Here is a 15,828-nt window from a genome sequence, read left to right on the forward strand (position 1 = left end):
CGACTCCGGCGTGGATGCGGGGCGGTCGTTCATCCCATTTCAGATTACGGGAATATGAATTACCGATTGACGCGATGCGAAGTCCCGCTAATGGGGCAGCTTCGCACCGGCGTTCGGGTCGGACGCGAAACTGATATTGCTTGGGAGCAACCGAATGAAGAAGATCGTTCTTGTCGCTGCTGCCGCCGGCCTGATGTCCCTGGCGGCGTGCAACTCCGAAACGCCGGCGGAAAACGCTGCCGAAGCGACCGCGGAAAACCTGGACGCGATGGCTGAAAACTTCGACGCGATGGCCGACGGCGCCACCAACGACGCCGCGATGGCGCTCGAGAACGCCGCCGACGCGACCGAGAATGCCGCCGACGCGATGGAAGCGACCGCCGAAAACGCGGCGATGTAATCGCTTTCGCCCCCGCCCCGGCGGGTGGCGGATCGCAACTGCACGAAAGGGCGTCCCGACCGGTTCGGGGCGCCCTTTTTGTCGTCGGATCGACGCGGCGGTGCGGCGTGTTGGTCGGGGAGACAGGATTCGAACCTGCGACATCCTGCTCCCAAAGCAGGCGCGCTACCGGACTGCGCCACTCCCCGACCGGAGCCGCGCTCTAGCCGTTCGGCGGACGAAAAGGCAAATCTTTCCTGCGGCGCGATCGGCGCAGCGCCGCGCCGCGTGGTGGGCCCGGCAGGATTCGAACCCGCAACCTAGCCGTTATGAGCGGCCGGCTCTACCATTGAGCTACAGGCCCCCTGTCGCTGCCCGGCCCACCTAGCGGAGGCGGGCGGAACCCGGCAAGTCCTTTGCATTCCCCACCAGCTGCGCGATCAGCTCGGCCTCGCCGATCGCCCGCACGCCCAGCCGGTCGAGCAGCGCCAGCATCGCGTCCCACCACGCGTCGAACCGCTTCAGGTCGCCGGCATTGCGGACATAGGGGGTGTGGCCGGGCACCAGCGACGGCGAATGGAACGAGAAGTTGAGCAGGCCCGCCGGCGCGTCCGCCACCGCGCGCTGCACCGCCTCGCGCGCGTCGGCGATCGGCATCGCCTCGGGGCTGAGCGACACGCGCGACAGCAGGCCCAGCCGCGCGGCGATCGATCGCGCGCCCGGCCAGCCGACGATCCTGCGGTATCGCGCCGCCCCGTGCCGCCGCCACCGCCCGATATAGACCGTCGACAGCGGCAGCTCGACCAGCGGATGGTCGGCCAGCGGCCGGCGCGGCTCGGTCGGTCGGTCGGAAAAGTCGGGGCCCCCCAACTTGCGATAATCGAACCCGGGGCGCTCCGACGTGTCGATCAGATAGCCGTGCTCGGCCAGCAACCGCATCGTGTCCGGCCCCAGCCCGTAGCGCCCGGCGCGGAACATGCGCGGCGGCGCGCCGAAGCTCAGGGTGATGCGGTCGGTCAGCGCCGCCAGCTTGGCGCGCTGCAGCGCGACGGGCAGGTTGCCGAGAAAGCTGTTGCGCGCCGTCACCGCTTCCTCGAACGGCGGATTGACCCAGGGGTGAAGCTGCGCGCCGATCGCCGATCCGCCCGGCGTGATCAGGCCGCGCAGCGTGTCGACCGCGTGCGGATCAGCGGCGACCGGATAGTCGACCAGCAGGATGATCGGGACGCCCGCCGCCGCGAAGCGTGCGTGCGCGGCGGGCAGCGCGGCGATCGCGGTGGTCGCGGTCGCGCTGCGGCTGAACGGTGCGTGCCAGTCGAACTCCTCCTCGGTGTCGACGGTGACCGCGAAGCGCCACCCCAGCTCGTCGGGCCACAGCGACGACGGTCGCGCGCGCGCCTGCCCCGGCGCGGCGGCGGGAGGCGGCGGCGACGCCATCGTCAGGAACGGATGACCTTCTCCATGTCGGGATCATCGGCGGCGGGCAGGCGCAAGGTCAAGCGATCCGCGTCGATCGCCAGCGCCCCGCCCAGCTCGCGGGCGAGGTTGGTGACCAGCCGCATCGAAAATCCGGTGCTGACCAGGCCCTCGTCCTCCAGGTCGATCGTCGCGCGCGCCTCCCCGGTACTGAGCCGCAGCTCGCGCGGACAATCGATCGCGACCACCACTTCGCGGTCGCCGTCGCGCACCAGCCGGATCGCGATGCGCTCGCCCGCCTCCGTCACCGCGACCACCGTCGCGATCAGCCGCGCGAGCAGCCGCTCGACCGCCCGCCGGTCGCCGCGCACCGCCGCGTCGGTTTCGGGCATGACGATCTCGGCGGCGCGCAGCGCGATCAGCTGGCTCAGGTCGCGGACGATGCCCGCAAGCACCGGCTGCATCGCGACGCGGCCGGGCCGCAGGTCGAGCGCATGCGCGTCCATCCGCGCGGCCAGGTCGATATCGTCGATGATCGCCAGCAATTCGCGGGCATTGGCCCGGATCGTCTGGGCGCGCTCGCGATAGATCGGCGGCACCGGCCCCAGGATCTCGCCCGCGATCATCTCGGCAAAGCCCGAAATCGCCCCGATCGGCGTGCGCAGCTCGTGGACCAGCTCGCGCAGCGTCTCCATCCGCCGCGAATCGCCCGATCGCCGCGCATGATCGGCGCGCTCGTCGGCGCGCGGCCGGCGCGCGGTGCCGCGATAGCCGGTGAAGCGTCCCGATTGCCGCTCGAACACGGGGACGCCCGAAATCAGCCAGTCGCCCGCATCCGCGGTCCGGCCGGCGATCTGCAGCCGCGCATCGTCGAACCCGGCCCGGCGCTGCACCGCACCGGCGGCGACGCCGTCGACCCCGGTGCCGTTGGCGGGTGCGGGATGATGCAGCGACAGGCCGATCAGCATCGCCCGCTCGATCCCGTCGGCCCAGCGGATGACACCGTTGGCGTCGGCCTCGAACCGGAACGTGCCCGGCGGCGGGGCGGCGGCGGCCGCCGGGGTCGCAGGCGCCGGATCGGCGACCACCGGCTCGCCCGCATCGCGCGCACGCGCGCGCCGCTGGTGATAGGCGTCGATCCGCGCGACGATGTCGGCGATCCGGAACGGGCCGGCCGCGCGCGCCTCGCCCGTGCCGGGCGCGGCCTCGGCCTGCTCGCGCGCGGACGCTTCTGCCGCGGGTGCCTGCGCGACAAAGGGCAGGCCGCGTGCGATCGATCCGATCGTTGCAAAGGACGACAGCGTGGCCGGGGGTGGCGCGGGCGCGGCGGCAACCGCTTCCGCACCGGGATCGTCGATGCCGTCACGGTCGTCCGACAGCACGAAATCGGTGGCCCCGAACGCTTCGAGCGCCCGGCCGACCGCGGCGGGCAGGTCGGTGCGATGGCGCAGCACCGCGCGCCCGACCGGCGACAGATGCGGCAGCAGGTCCAGCCAGTCCGCCGCGTCGAGCGTGACCGCGCGCAGCACCGGCGTCGACACGGTGGCGACATCGGCGGCGAACAATCGGACCAGCGGGGCGGGCGGGCGGGCAAGCTGGAGCATGCGACCGCCCGCGGCCCGAACCGATTCGGGCATTTCGCGATGCAGGTCGTGCAACAGGCCCAGCGTCCCGTCATCGAGCGGCGCACGGCCCCGTGCGATCAGATCGACGAGCTGGCGCCACGCGGTTTCGCGCGCGAGCGAATGGCTCAGATCGGTCGCGAGAACGGTGGCGAAAGTGTCGTCGAAGCGCACGCTTGGAGCCCGGAGCCGCGCCGTTGATTCGGGGCGTGACGAATCCTTAACGACGCCGGTCCGATGACGGAACCACTCATTTTTGGCACGTCGCATAGTGGGACAATTGCGTTGGCGCGCAATTATCTTATAGGAACGGCATCCCCCGCTGTTCGACGATTTCGGAGTTACGACACATGGCCTTCGACCGGATCGACCGCCAGATCATGGCCCTGTTGCAGGACGATGGCCGGATGACGAACGTCGATCTGGCCGAACGGGTTGGGCTCACCGCCCCGCCCTGCCTGCGCCGCGTGCGCGCGCTGGAAGAGGCGGGCGCGATCAAGGGCTATCACGCCGCGCTCGATCCCACCCAGCTCGGCTATTCGATCACCGTGTTCGCAATGGTCAGCCTGAAAAGCCAGGCGGAGGCCGATCTGGCGGCGTTCGAAGCGCATGTCGGCCAGATCCCCGAGGTCCGGGAATGCCACATGCTCAACGGCGAGATCGATTTCATCCTGAAGATCGTCGCGACCGACCTGCGCAGCTTCCAGGAAATGCTGACCACCCAGCTGCTGACCGCGGACAATGTCGCCAGCGTCAAGACGTCGCTGACCATCCGCACGGCCAAGCAGCTGCCGGGGATTCCGGTCTAGACTGCCCGGCGGAACGATCACCGGCCGGGGAACATGGGTTCCGCCGGCCGGTCGTTTACGTTGGGCTCAGGATGCGGCCGCCGGCGCCGGCGCGGCCGCGCGGGTATCCGCATAGAGCGTCCAGAATGCTGCAAGCTCCTTGCGCAGCGGGTCGCTGACCCCCGCCAGGATCTGCTTCGCCTCGGCCTGCTGGCCCGACTGGGCGAGCGCGGCGCCCAGGCTCACCGTCGCGGCCGCCGTGTTCACCCCGCCCTTCTGGAGCGCGGCGCGATACAGCGGCACCGCCTTGGCGAACTGCTTGGTGCCCAGATAGGAATTGGCCGCCAGCAGCGCGAGCTTGCCGTCCTTGGCCGCCATCGCCTCCTTCTCCAGCGTGGCGAGCGATCCCTCGCGCGAAATCGCCTGCTTGGCGGCGGTGTAGAGCCCGTTCAGGTTGCTCGACGCCGGGACCTTGCCCGACGCGCGACCCTCGTCGATCACCGCGACCGTCTCATAGCGCAGACCCGCGTTGTTGGCGGCGTCGGCATAGAGGATATAGTCGTTCTGGTCGGCGAGCGCGTTGGTCGCGCGCATCAGGCGATACAGCTCGATCCGGCCCTCGCGGTCGAGATCGTCGACCCCGCGCGAGCCGCTGGTGCGATAGATGTTGATCGCGGTGCGCCAGTTTTCGGCGGTGGGATAGGCGCGGACCAGCCGCCGCAGCCATTCGGCGAGCTGCGCTTCGTCCTTCGCCGCCTGCAGCTTGCTCGCGGCATAGCGATACCATTGTTCGGGGGCCTTGGCCGCGCCGCCGGCCTCGCGCTCGGCGATCGCGCGCTCCAGGTCGGCGATCCCGCCGTTCAGGTCCCCGCTGTCGACCTTTGCGCCTGCGATGCGCAGGTTCAGGTCGGGATCCTGGAAACCCAGCTCGCGCGCCTTGATCAGATAGGGCAGCGCCTGTGCGGGCTGCTTGCCCTCCAGCGTCGTGACCCCGCGGACATAGTTGAAACGGGCAAGGTCGGTCGCCGGCGTCTTGGGGCTGGCGATCAGCGTGTCGAGCGCGCGCACCATGCCGGGCGTGTCGTTCTTCTTGTTGGCGATCTGCAGGCGCAGCTGCGCGGCGAAGTATTTTTCGTCTTCGCTCTTCATCACCGCCTCCGCGGCGGCGAGCTGCGTCTCGGCGGTGGCGATGTCGCCCGCCTTGGCGGCGGTGTCGCCGGCGACGATCGCGTCACGGAATTCCTTGCTGATCTCGACCTTGGGCGCTTCTTCCTTTTTCTTTTTCTGCGCTTCGGCGGGCGCGGTCGCGACGACGGAAGCCGCACCGAGCACCAGGGCCGACGCGATCGCGGCTGACGAAAGCAACTTCATTTTCGATATCTCCAGTTCCTGCATGCGGTCACCCGTTGACGCCGCTGTAATTCGCGCAACGGGGGCTTTCAAGCGATCGACGCTCGCACCGCCTTTCGGTTCCCACCACTGAACCGTGGTTGAATGACCGGACGCCGGATTGGCGGGGCAACCCTGACCCCTTGGCCGTTTTGACCGGCGCACCCGCACCCGCTAGCTGCGGCGGCATGATCGCCATTCTGTCCCCTGCCAAGACGCTCGACTATTCCGGGCCGCTCCCCGACCGGCCGGCCTCCACGCCCCGCTTCGCGGAGGATGCGGCGACGATCGCGCGCGGTGCCGCCCGCCTCTCGGTCGCCCGGCTGTCGAAGCTGATGCACATTTCCGACAAGCTGGCCGCGCTCAACGCCGGTCGCTTTCGCGGCTTTGACGACGCGCCTTCGCGCCCGGCACTGTTCGCCTTTGCCGGCGACGTCTATCGCGGGTTCGAGGCCGCGAGCCTCGAGCCGGAAGCGATCGCCTTCGCCCAGGATCATGTCCGCATCCTGTCCGGCCTCTACGGCCTGCTGCGCCCGCTGGACGCGATGCGGCCCTATCGCCTCGAAATGGGCACGCGCTGGGCACCCGGCAGGGCCAGGGATCTCTATGCCTATTGGCAGGACCGCATCGCGCGGGAAATCGCCGCGGACGCCGACGCGGCGGGTACCGACACGATCCTCAACCTCGCCAGCCAGGAATATTGGGGCGCCGTCGCCGGCAGGCTCCCCGCCCGCCTGCGCGTGATCGAGGTCGATTTCCGCCGCGCCACCCCGGACGGCCCGCAGTTCGTCAGCTTCGACGCCAAGCGCGCGCGCGGCATGATGGCGCGCTGGATGTGCGAGCATCGCGTCACCGATGTCGACGCGATGCGCGGATTCGACAGCGACGGCTATCGCTTCGACACCGCCGCCAGCACCGACGATGCGTGGCGCTTCGTGCGCGGGGCCGGCGCATGACCGGCAGCGCGGTGGTGATCGGCGCGTCGGGCGGGATCGGCGGTGCCTTTGCCGACGCGATCGAGGCCGAGGGGACGTTCGCCCGCGTCTGGCGCTTCGCCCGCAGCTTCGACGGCGATCGCCACCTCGACCTGACCGACGAGGCGAGCATCGCCGCCGCCGCGGCCCGCGTCGCCACCGGGCCCGCGCCGACGCTGGTGTTCGTCGCGACCGGCATCCTCCACGACGATGCGCGCGGCCCGGAAAAGGCGCTGCGCGATCTCGACGGCGACTGGCTGGCGCGGGTCTACGCGATCAATGCGATCGGCCCCGCGCTGGTCGCCAAGTATTTCCTCCCGCTGCTCCCGCGCGAGGGCAAGCCGGTGTTCGCCGCCCTCTCCGCGCGCGTCGGCAGCATCGCCGACAACCGGCTCGGCGGCTGGCACGGCTATCGCGCGTCGAAGGCCGCGCTCAACATGCTGATCCGCAATTTCGCGATCGAATCGAAGCGGCGCAGCGACCGTTCGATCGTCGTCGCGCTCCATCCCGGCACCGTCGACACCGCGCTCAGCCGGCCGTTCCAGGGCAATGTCGCGCCGGGCAAGCTGTTCGATGCGGAGCGCGCCGCGCTGCAACTGCTCGACGTGATCGAGGGGCTCAAACCCCAGGACAGCGGCAAGCTCTTCGCCTGGGACGGCGAGGAAGTCCCGTTCTGACGAGGCGTCGCCCCGGCGGAGGCCGGGGCCTCTGGCAGAAAGAAGAGCTCTACTGGCCAGCGGCCCCGGCCTCCGCCGGGGCGACGGCTTCTCACGCGCACGCGCGCACGCGCGAGACTTGGCAGTCACGTCGCCAGGGTCTAAGACCGACCCAGAACTGACACACTCTTCCGAAAGCGCCAGCATTTGACCGACGAGACGCTCCTCGCCGACCCCTCCGACATCACGCCCATCTCGATCGTCGACGAAATGCGGTCGAGCTATCTCGACTATGCGATGTCGGTCATCGTCGCGCGCGCGCTGCCCGATGTCCGCGACGGGCTGAAACCCGTGCACCGCCGCATCCTCTATTCGGCCTATGAAAGCGGCTATGTCGCGGGCAAGCCGTATCGCAAATCGGCGCGCATCGTCGGCGACGTGATGGGTAAATACCACCCGCACGGCGACAGCTCGATCTACGAGGCGCTGGCCCGCATGGCCCAGGACTGGTCGATGCGCGTCCCGCTGATCGACGGCCAGGGGAATTTCGGGTCGATGGACCCCGACCGGCCCGCCGCGATGCGCTACACCGAATCGCGCCTCGCCCGGATCGCCAACGCGCTGCTCGACGATCTCGACAAGGATACGGTCGACTTCGTCCCCAATTATGACGGGTCGGAGAGCGAGCCGTCGGTCCTGCCCGCGCGCTTTCCCAACCTGCTCGTCAACGGCGCCGGCGGCATCGCGGTCGGCATGGCGACCAACATTCCGCCGCACAATCTGGGCGAGGTGATCGACGCGTGCCTGGCGCATATCCAGCGGATGCTCGACGGCGACGGCCCGATCTCGCTCGAGGAGCTGATGGAGATCGTGCCCGGCCCCGACTTTCCGACCGGTGCGGTGATCCTCGGTCGCTCGGGCTGCCGTTCGGCCTATGAAACCGGGCGCGGCTCGATCATCGTGCGCTCGCGCCACATCACCGAGACGCGCGGCGAGCGCCGTTCGATCGTGCTCACCGAAATCCCGTTCCAGACCGGCAAGTCGGGCCTCGTCGAAAAGATCGCCGAGGCCGCCAAGGACAAGCGGATCGAGGGCGTCAGCGACATCCGCGACGAATCGAACCGCGAGGGCGTCCGCATCGTCATCGACCTCAAGCGCGACGCGACCCCCGACGTCGTGCTCAACCAGCTGTGGCGGCACACGCCCGCCCAGTCGAGCTTCCCCGCCAACATGCTGGCGATCCGCGGCGGCCGGCCTGAGCTGCTCAACCTGCGCGACATCATCGAGGCGTTCGTCAAGTTCCGCGAGGAGGTCATCACCCGCCGCTCGAAGTTCGAGCTCGCGAAAGCGCGCGAGCGGGCGCATCTGTTGCTCGGCCTCGTCATCGCGGTCACCAATCTCGACGAGGTGGTCAGGATCATCCGCGGCTCCGCCTCGCCGGTGGAGGCACGCACGAAGCTGCTGATGCGCGAATGGCCGGTGGCGGAAATCGCGCCCTATATCCGCCTGGTCGAGGCGGTCGAGCATGAGGTCGAGGGCGACGTCTACCGCCTCTCCGATGCCCAGGTCCGCGCCATCCTCGACCTGCGCCTTCACCGGCTGACCGCGCTCGGCCGCGACGAGATCGGCGACGAACTGAAGACGCTGGCCGAATCGATCGCCGAGCTGCTCGAGATCCTCGCCAACCGTGCCCGCCTCTATGCGGTGCTCACCGACGAGCTGCGCGCGGTGCGCGATCAGTACGCCACCCCCCGCCGCACCGAGATTGCCGCCGCTGCCGACGGGATCGAGGACGAGGATCTGATCGAGCGCGAGGAGATGGTCGTCACCGTCACGCTCGAAGGCTATATCAAGCGCACCCCGCTCGACACCTTCCGCGCCCAGGCGCGCGGGGGCAAGGGCCGCGCCGGCATGGCGACCAAGGACGAGGACGCGGTCACCAACCTGTTCGTCACCTCGACGCACACCCCCGTCCTGTTCTTCTCGACGCTGGGCAAGGTCTATCGGATGAAGGTGTGGAAGCTGCCCGAGGGCGGCCCGGCCACGCGCGGACGGCCGATGATCAACCTGCTGCCGCTCGCCAATGGCGAGACGATTTCGACCGTGCTGCCGCTGCCCGAGGACGAGGCGGAGTGGGGCAAGCTCCACGTCATGTTCGCCACCGCCCGGGGCTCGGTGCGGCGCAATTCGATGGACGCGTTCACCAACGTGCCCTCGAACGGCAAGATCGCGATGAAGTTCGAGGGCGACGACGCCGACGACCGCCTGATCGGCGTCGCGTTGCTCGACGAGAATGACGACGTGCTGCTCGCATCGCGCGACGGCAAGGCGATCCGCTTCCCCGGCGACGATGTCCGCGCGTTCCAGAGCCGCGCGTCGACCGGCGTGCGCGGCATGACGCTCCGCGACGGAGACGAGGTCATTTCGCTGTCGATCCTCCACCGCTCGGGCGCGAGCGCGGAGGAGCGCGAGGAGTATCTGCGTTTCGCCCCGTGGAAGGGCGAGCGCGAGGGCGAATGCGCGCTCGCCCCCGACCGCTTCGCCGCGATGGTCGAGCGCGAGCAGTTCATCCTGACCGTCTGCGCCAATGGCTATGGCAAGCTGAGCTCGGCCTATGAATATCGCCGCACCGGGCGCGGGGGCCAGGGGATCGTCAACATCGACAACATCGCCCGCAACGGCCGCGTCGTCGCCAGCTTCCCCGCGCGCGTCGCCGACCAGCTGATGCTCGTCACCGATCAGGCCAAGCTGATCCGCATCCCGCTCGCGTCGCTGCGCGTCATCGGCCGCGGCACCGCCGGCGTGCGCCTCTTCGACGTCGCGCCCGGCGAGCATGTCGTCGGCGTCGCCCGCATCGACGAGGATCAGGAGCCCGAGAACGAGGCCGAGGCGATGGTCGCCCAGGACGTCGCGATCGACACCGATCCCGCCAAGTCGGTCCAGGTCGACGACGGCACCGGGACGGAAGATCCGGCGGACGAGGAAGAGGCGGAGTAGAGCCCCTCCCGTTGAGCTGCGCTCGCCTTCGGCTCAGGGGAGGGGTTGGGGTGGGGCCTGTCCACCGCGCACGACATCACGCCGCATTGCTACCCGGTGGTTTCGAGCAAACCGCTGCTTGTTTCCCGTCACTCCCCGCTGGTTCGAGCGGACCCTCGTTTGTTTCGCACCAAACCCCGCTCGTTTCGAGCGAAGTCGAGAAACGCGAATGGCACGCGCACCGAGACGTTTCTCGACTGCGCTCGAAACGAACGGAACACGAGAAATAGGCGTAGGCCGCCCCATAGCCCCCTTCCGGAACCGGGCCGCCCCGACCCCCCCCTCCCGCTTCCGGGACGCGCCACCCCGAATCCACCCCTCCCGCTTGCGGGAGGGGCCGGGGGTGGGCATGACCGCGCGATGACCCACCCCGCCACCGCCTACAAGATCCTGACTGCCGACCAGATGGCGGCACTGCGCGAAGACCGCTTCGACGGCGCGCCGGTCGACCTCGCCGACGGCTACATCCACCTCTCCACCGCAGATCAGGTGACCGAGACGGTGGACCGGCATTTCGCCGGCCAGTCCGACCTCTGGATCGCCGCGGTCGACCTGGTGCCCCTGGGCGACGCCATCCGCTGGGAAGCCTCGCGCGGCGGCGCCCTGTTCCCGCATCTCTACGGCCGCCTGACCATGGCCAGCATCACCGTCCACGCCCCGCTCAGCCGGGATGGCGACGGCACGGTCCAGCTTCCCGGATGAGCCCGGGATTGATCACCAGATAACGTCCGTAGGCACCGCTCATCCTGAGCGTCTGAGTCAGAAAGCGCATGTTGATCGCTGCGCGGCAGGACTCTTCCCGTCACCCCGGGCTTGAACCGGGGTCCCGCTTTCTCGCGCGCCGGATCAGGCAGCGGCCCCCGGCTCAAGGCCGGGGCGACGAGGGAAAGATGGCCGACCTTTGTGAAAGTTTCCGTTATCGCTCATTCTGAGGTGCGACTGAGCGAATGCGAAGGCGCGTATCGAGGGACGAGAATTCTCATGCGCCCTTCAGCGGAGAGGGTGCGGGGCCTGTCCGCAAGCACAACGAAAACGATCTGCTCGCCAACCGAGCCGATCGGGACCAAGCCGGAGGTGCGAAATCCTCCCGCTTGACATGCACGTCAATTTCCGACATTTCTGTTTTCACAGAAATCGGAGAAGACAGTGTCGTTGTTCGACCATCCCGATGCCAAGGCGTTCATCCTCCATTGGGGGGAGATGGGCGTGCACTGGGGGGTCAACCGCTCGGTCGCCCAGGTCCATGCCCTGCTCTATCTTTCCGCGTTACCGATCACGGCCGAGGACATCTGTGACACGCTGGGGCTTGCGCGCTCCAACGTTTCGACGGCGCTCAAGGAGCTTCAGAGCTATTCGATCATCCGCCGCGTCCATGTGGAGGGCGATCGTCGCGATCATTTCGTCGCGGAAACCGATCTGTGGGAAATGCTGATGCGGATTAGCAGCGAGCGCAAACGGCGCGAGATCGATCCGACGATCCAGCTGCTCGCTGAACTCTCGGCCCGGCTCGGGGAGGACAAGACCGCCCCGCCGCACCTGCGCGAGCGGGTGATGCGGATGCACGAATTCATCGGCACCCTGTCGGGCTGGTATGATCAGGTCCGCGGCCTGCCCAAGCCGACGCTGGTCGCTCTCATGAAAATGGGCGCCCGCGTCGCGCGGTTCATTCCCGGCAGCAAGGGCTAGCGCGACGCGGAATGACGCACAGCCATATCTCGTATTTTCGGTGATTACAGAAACAACGGTAATGGAGATAAATCATGGACGTCGAGCCGCCAACGCCGCCACATGAACATGCCATCGGGCGCGTCCTGGTCGCTTTCGCCGTCGCCGCTGCCTTCCTTTTGGGCGTCTATGTCCTGGTCCAGGCGGTTCAGCCGGGGTTCGGCGTCGTCAGCTTCACCTTTCTTCTCATCCTGCCGGCGGCGGTGACGTCGTTCATCTGCTATGTCGGTGATCCGCTGAACACGCGCCCGCGCAAATATTATCACAGCGTCCCGCTGATCCTGATGGGACTGGTGGTGCTCGCGAGCATCTTCATCCTCCACGAAGGCACCATCTGCATCCTGATGCTCTCGCCATTATGGATGACCAGCAGCTTTGTCGGGGCGACTGCGACGCGCATGTACCGTCATCGCCATCGGCACGGTGATGCCCGAACCTACTCGGTCGCCATGCTGGCGCTGCCTTTGGTCGCAATGCAGGTCGAGCCATATATTCCTCTTCCGCAGACCGAGCGCGCGGTAACCCGGTCGATCGTCGTCTCGGCGACGCCGGCGCAGATCTGGCCCTTGCTGGAGGGCATTCCCGACGTCCGCCCCGATGAAGGCGGCTGGAATCTGTCGCAGGACGTGATCGGCATTCCGCGTCCGGTCGGCGCGCAACTGCTCGGGGCCGGTGTCGGTGCGCAGCGCATCGCGCGGTGGGAAAACCAGATCAGGTTTCGTGAGATCGTGACCGAATGGCAGCCGGGCCGTCGCCTGTCGTGGCGTTTCGTGTTCGACGATTTGAACGGCTGGGCCTTCACCGACCGTCATCTGATGCCGAAAAGCCCCTATTTTCGGATCACCACTGGCGGCTATCGCCTCGACCCGGTGGCACCCGGACGGACGCGCGTGACGCTGACCACCCGCTACTGGATGCAGACCGCGGTCAACGATTATTCCAGCTTCTGGGGTGAATTCCTGCTCGGCGATGTCGAGAATAATCTGCTCGCGCTGGTCAAGCAGCGCGCCGAAGGCAAGGCCCCGGACTGACGCGGCCCTGCCCTGCCCTTTCCTACACGCGTGCGGGTCGCTATTGCCGGTCGCTCGTCCCTGACCGGGTGGCGCGCATCGCGGGGGCAGTCCGAAACCTGCCGGGTGGGAGATCGCGACGACGCATCCCACCCGGACGCGCTTCGGCCCCATCGAAGCGACCCCCACAGTGTCAACCTAGTGTCAACTTCCACCCGAAACGAACGCATGACCCACACCCACGACATCCACATCATCGGCGGCGGCCTCGCCGGGTCGGAGGCGGCTTGGCAGCTCGCCAGCGCGGGGCTCAAGGTCCGGCTGTCGGAAATGCGCGGTTCGGGGGAGATGACGCCGGCGCACCAGAGCGACCGGCTCGCCGAACTCGTCTGCTCGAACAGCTTCCGCTCCGACGATGCGGAGCGCAACGCGGTCGGGCTGCTCCATGCGGAGATGCGCGCGCTCGGTTCGCTCATCATGGCGATGGGCGACGCGCACAAGGTGCCGGCCGGCTCGGCGCTCGCGGTCGATCGCGACGGCTTTGCCGATGCGGTGACGGCGGCGCTGGCCCAACATCCCAACATCACGGTGGTGCGCGAACGCGTCGATGCGCTGCCACACGGCCCCGCGATCGTCGCCACCGGCCCCCTCACCGCCCCCGCGCTCGCCGATGCGATCGGTGCTGAGACGGGCAAGGACTCGCTCGCCTTCTTCGACGCGATCGCGCCGATCGTCCATTTCGACACGATCGACATGGATACCGCCTGGTTCCAGTCGCGCTGGAACAAGGGCGAGGGGCGCGATTACATCAACTGCCCGATGAACCAGGACCAGTATCGCGCCTTTCACCAGGCGCTGCTCGACGGCGAGAAGACCGAGTTCCGCGAGTGGGAGGATGTCCCCTATTTCGAGGGCTGCATGCCGATCGAGGTGATGGCCGAGCGCGGGCTCGACACGCTGCGCTACGGCCCGATGAAGCCGGTCGGGCTCGACGATCCGCGCACCGGGCGCTGGCCGCACGCCGTCGTCCAGCTGCGCCAGGACAATGCGACCGGCACGCTGTGGAACATGGTCGGTTTTCAGACCAAGCTCAAATATGCCGAACAGGTGCGCATCTTCCGCACCATTCCGGGACTCGAGCAGGCGGAGTTCGCACGGCTGGGCGGGTTGCACCGCAACACCTTCATCCGCTCGCCCGAACTGCTCGATCCGACGCTGCGGCTGAAATCGCGGCCCAACGTCCGCTTCGCCGGCCAGATCACGGGGTGCGAGGGCTATGTCGAAAGCGCGGCGATCGGCCTGATTGCCGGGCGCTTCGCCGCCGCCGAGCTGAAGGGCGAGGTCTTGACGCCGCCGCCCGTCGAAACCGCGCTGGGCGCGCTGCTCGGCCACATCACCGGCGGCGCGGCGGTCGAAAGCTACCAGCCGATGAACGTCAATTTCGGGCTGATGCCGCCGATCACGGTGCGCAGCAAGAAGGCCGATCGCAAGCTGCTCTACACCGCCCGCGCCCGCGACGCGTTCAGCGCCTGGGCCGCAGCGTGAAGCTCACTCGCCGTCGGCGTCCGTAGCCGCTGCGGGCGGGCACGCGCAGCGCGCCGCCGCCGGCTTGCGCTTGACCGCGGTGGTGGCGAACTCCGCCCGGCTCATCGCGCCGTCGCGGTTGGCGTCGGCCTTCGCAAAGCGTTCGGTCGTCTTGACCGCCCATTCCTCGAAGCTCAGCCGCCCGTCGCCATTGACGTCCAGCCGCGCGAACGCCTTGCGCCGGCTGGCGAGATATTCGGCGCGCGTGATCGCCTCGTCACGGTCCTTGTCATAGCGCTTGAAGCGCCGCTCCTCGCGCGATGCGGCCGGCGCGGCGGGGACGCTCTCGGGCATCGGCGCAACGGGTGCCTCCGCCGCTGCCGGGGCCGGCGGTGGCGGCAGCGCCGGGGTCTGGCTGTTCGCGCCGCTGAAGAACAACAGCCCCCCGCCAATGCCCAGCAGGACGAGCGCGCCGATACCCGCGATCCAGCGTAGCATTGGCGTCCCCTCTCCCGATCGTGACCGCTTGGCGTCACTGTGGCGCGACGATCGCGTGGCGGCAATCGGCTTTATCGCCCTGACATGCGATGCCACAACAGCCGCGCGACCCTTCGCGGCGCGCCGTGCGGCACCGGTTGGTCGTGCGGCACCGCCAGGTCCATGCGCGCCCGCAGCGCCAGCGCGCCCAGCCCGCGCAGCGGCGCTGGCCAGGGTCGGGCAAACGCCTCGTCCAGCTCGGCGCGCGCCAGGGCGGCCGCGCTGGCGCGCTGGGCGGGATCTGTCGTGTGCCGGGACAGGTCGGCAAGCGCCCATCCCCGCCCGCCCGCCGCGGTCGGAGCGCGCGCCTCCGCCCCCGCCAGCCGCGCCGCGCAGTCGAACAGGACCGCGCCCCGCTTCTCGGCATAGGCGGACAGCGTGACGTCATCGAGCACGGGGGCATCGAGCAGCGTCTCCCACCCCTCGATCATCCCCGCCATGTTGCCGCCCGGCACGCCGCGTGCGACGCAGGCTGCGGCCAGCGCCTGCAGCACGGGCTGTGCGGGCGGCGGCGCGGAGTCGAGCTTGCTGATGGCGTCATGCCACCAGGTCAGCCGCATCTGCGCCAGCATCGGTTCGCCCTTGCCGCGCAGGACCGCGGCCAGTGTGTCATCGAGGTCCAGCAACGCCGCGAAACCCGCCCGCGCCGCCGACGGTGCATAGGCGAGCACGATCGCGCGCTCCGGATCGCGCCCCGCAAAGCTTTCCTCGGGATTAACCACGCGTCTTCAACCGTACTTATCCATTGGCGTGCCACAGAAGGTCGTTGAAC

General features: G+C 68.7%; 14 protein-coding genes and 2 tRNA genes. 9 read left to right on the forward strand and 7 right to left on the reverse strand.

Features of this window, described 5'->3' with window-relative positions; all coding sequences use genetic code 11:
- Positions 1-154 precede the first annotated feature (154 nt).
- A complete protein-coding gene (locus GO308_RS06040) occupies positions 155-400 on the forward strand; it encodes a hypothetical protein (RefSeq protein ID WP_066480987.1) in 246 nt (81 codons plus the stop codon).
- 111 nt (positions 401-511) lie between these two features.
- On the opposite strand, the gene GO308_RS06045 is transcribed toward GO308_RS06040, so the two are convergent.
- The 4 genes from GO308_RS06045 to GO308_RS06060 form a co-directional block, all read right to left on the reverse strand.
- Positions 512-588: transfer RNA gene (locus GO308_RS06045), tRNA-Pro, on the reverse strand.
- An 80-nt stretch (positions 589-668) separates the two neighbouring features.
- Positions 669-743, reverse strand: a tRNA-Ile gene (locus GO308_RS06050).
- A 20-nt stretch (positions 744-763) separates the two neighbouring features.
- On the reverse strand, positions 764-1,816 hold the full coding sequence (locus tag GO308_RS06055; protein WP_240884543.1) for a WalW protein: 1,053 nt from the start codon (positions 1,814-1,816) through the stop codon (positions 764-766).
- Between the two features lie 2 nt (positions 1,817-1,818).
- On the reverse strand, positions 1,819-3,591 hold the full coding sequence (locus tag GO308_RS06060) for a HAMP domain-containing histidine kinase (RefSeq protein ID WP_240884545.1): 1,773 nt from the start codon (positions 3,589-3,591) through the stop codon (positions 1,819-1,821).
- 176 nt (positions 3,592-3,767) lie between these two features.
- Between GO308_RS06060 and GO308_RS06065 the strand changes: the two genes are divergently transcribed.
- Positions 3,768-4,226, forward strand: a complete 459-nt coding sequence (locus GO308_RS06065) for an Lrp/AsnC family transcriptional regulator (RefSeq protein ID WP_066476279.1) — start codon at positions 3,768-3,770, stop codon at positions 4,224-4,226.
- A 66-nt stretch (positions 4,227-4,292) separates the two neighbouring features.
- On the opposite strand, the gene GO308_RS06070 is transcribed toward GO308_RS06065, so the two are convergent.
- A complete protein-coding gene (locus GO308_RS06070) occupies positions 4,293-5,576 on the reverse strand; it encodes a hypothetical protein (RefSeq protein ID WP_156437609.1) in 1,284 nt (427 codons plus the stop codon).
- Between the two features lie 206 nt (positions 5,577-5,782).
- On the opposite strand from GO308_RS06070, the gene yaaA reads away from it, so the two are divergent.
- The 7 genes from yaaA to trmFO all read left to right on the forward strand — a co-directional run bounded on the left by yaaA (position 5,783) and on the right by trmFO (position 14,540).
- Positions 5,783-6,550 (forward strand): peroxide stress protein YaaA, encoded by a 768-nt coding sequence (yaaA, locus tag GO308_RS06075; RefSeq protein ID WP_240884547.1) that lies wholly within the window; start codon positions 5,783-5,785, stop codon positions 6,548-6,550.
- Positions 6,547-7,245: an SDR family NAD(P)-dependent oxidoreductase gene (locus GO308_RS06080; RefSeq protein WP_240884549.1), complete on the forward strand. Its 699-nt coding sequence runs from the start codon at positions 6,547-6,549 to the stop codon at positions 7,243-7,245. Before yaaA ends, GO308_RS06080 begins: the two co-directional genes overlap by 4 nt.
- 186 nt (positions 7,246-7,431) lie before the next feature.
- Entirely contained in the window at positions 7,432-10,221 is a 2,790-nt protein-coding gene (gene gyrA, locus GO308_RS06085) for a DNA gyrase subunit A (protein WP_240884551.1), read from the forward strand.
- Between the two features lie 399 nt (positions 10,222-10,620).
- A complete protein-coding gene (locus GO308_RS06090) occupies positions 10,621-10,962 on the forward strand; it encodes a DUF952 domain-containing protein (RefSeq protein WP_066672130.1) in 342 nt (113 codons plus the stop codon).
- A 444-nt stretch (positions 10,963-11,406) separates the two neighbouring features.
- Positions 11,407-11,946, forward strand: a complete 540-nt coding sequence (locus GO308_RS06095; RefSeq protein ID WP_240884553.1) for a MarR family transcriptional regulator — start codon at positions 11,407-11,409, stop codon at positions 11,944-11,946.
- A gap of 74 nt (positions 11,947-12,020) precedes the next feature.
- On the forward strand, positions 12,021-13,016 hold the full coding sequence (locus tag GO308_RS06100) for an SRPBCC family protein (RefSeq protein ID WP_240884555.1): 996 nt from the start codon (positions 12,021-12,023) through the stop codon (positions 13,014-13,016).
- A 207-nt stretch (positions 13,017-13,223) separates the two neighbouring features.
- Entirely contained in the window at positions 13,224-14,540 is a 1,317-nt protein-coding gene (trmFO, locus tag GO308_RS06105) for a methylenetetrahydrofolate--tRNA-(uracil(54)-C(5))-methyltransferase (FADH(2)-oxidizing) TrmFO (RefSeq protein WP_240884557.1), read from the forward strand.
- Positions 14,541-14,543: 3 nt separating this feature from the next.
- Here the strand turns inward: trmFO and GO308_RS06110 are convergent, their stop codons facing one another.
- Both GO308_RS06110 and GO308_RS06115 read right to left on the reverse strand, forming a co-directional pair.
- Positions 14,544-15,017, reverse strand: a complete 474-nt coding sequence (locus GO308_RS06110) for a histidine kinase (RefSeq protein ID WP_240884559.1) — start codon at positions 15,015-15,017, stop codon at positions 14,544-14,546.
- 71 nt (positions 15,018-15,088) lie between these two features.
- Positions 15,089-15,778: a squalene/phytoene synthase family protein gene (locus tag GO308_RS06115; RefSeq protein WP_240884561.1), complete on the reverse strand. Its 690-nt coding sequence runs from the start codon at positions 15,776-15,778 to the stop codon at positions 15,089-15,091.
- Positions 15,779-15,828 lie beyond the last annotated feature (50 nt).

It is taken from the genome of Sphingomonas sp. SFZ2018-12 (genome assembly GCF_022496715.1).
GTDB lineage: Bacteria > Pseudomonadota > Alphaproteobacteria > Sphingomonadales > Sphingomonadaceae > Sphingomonas.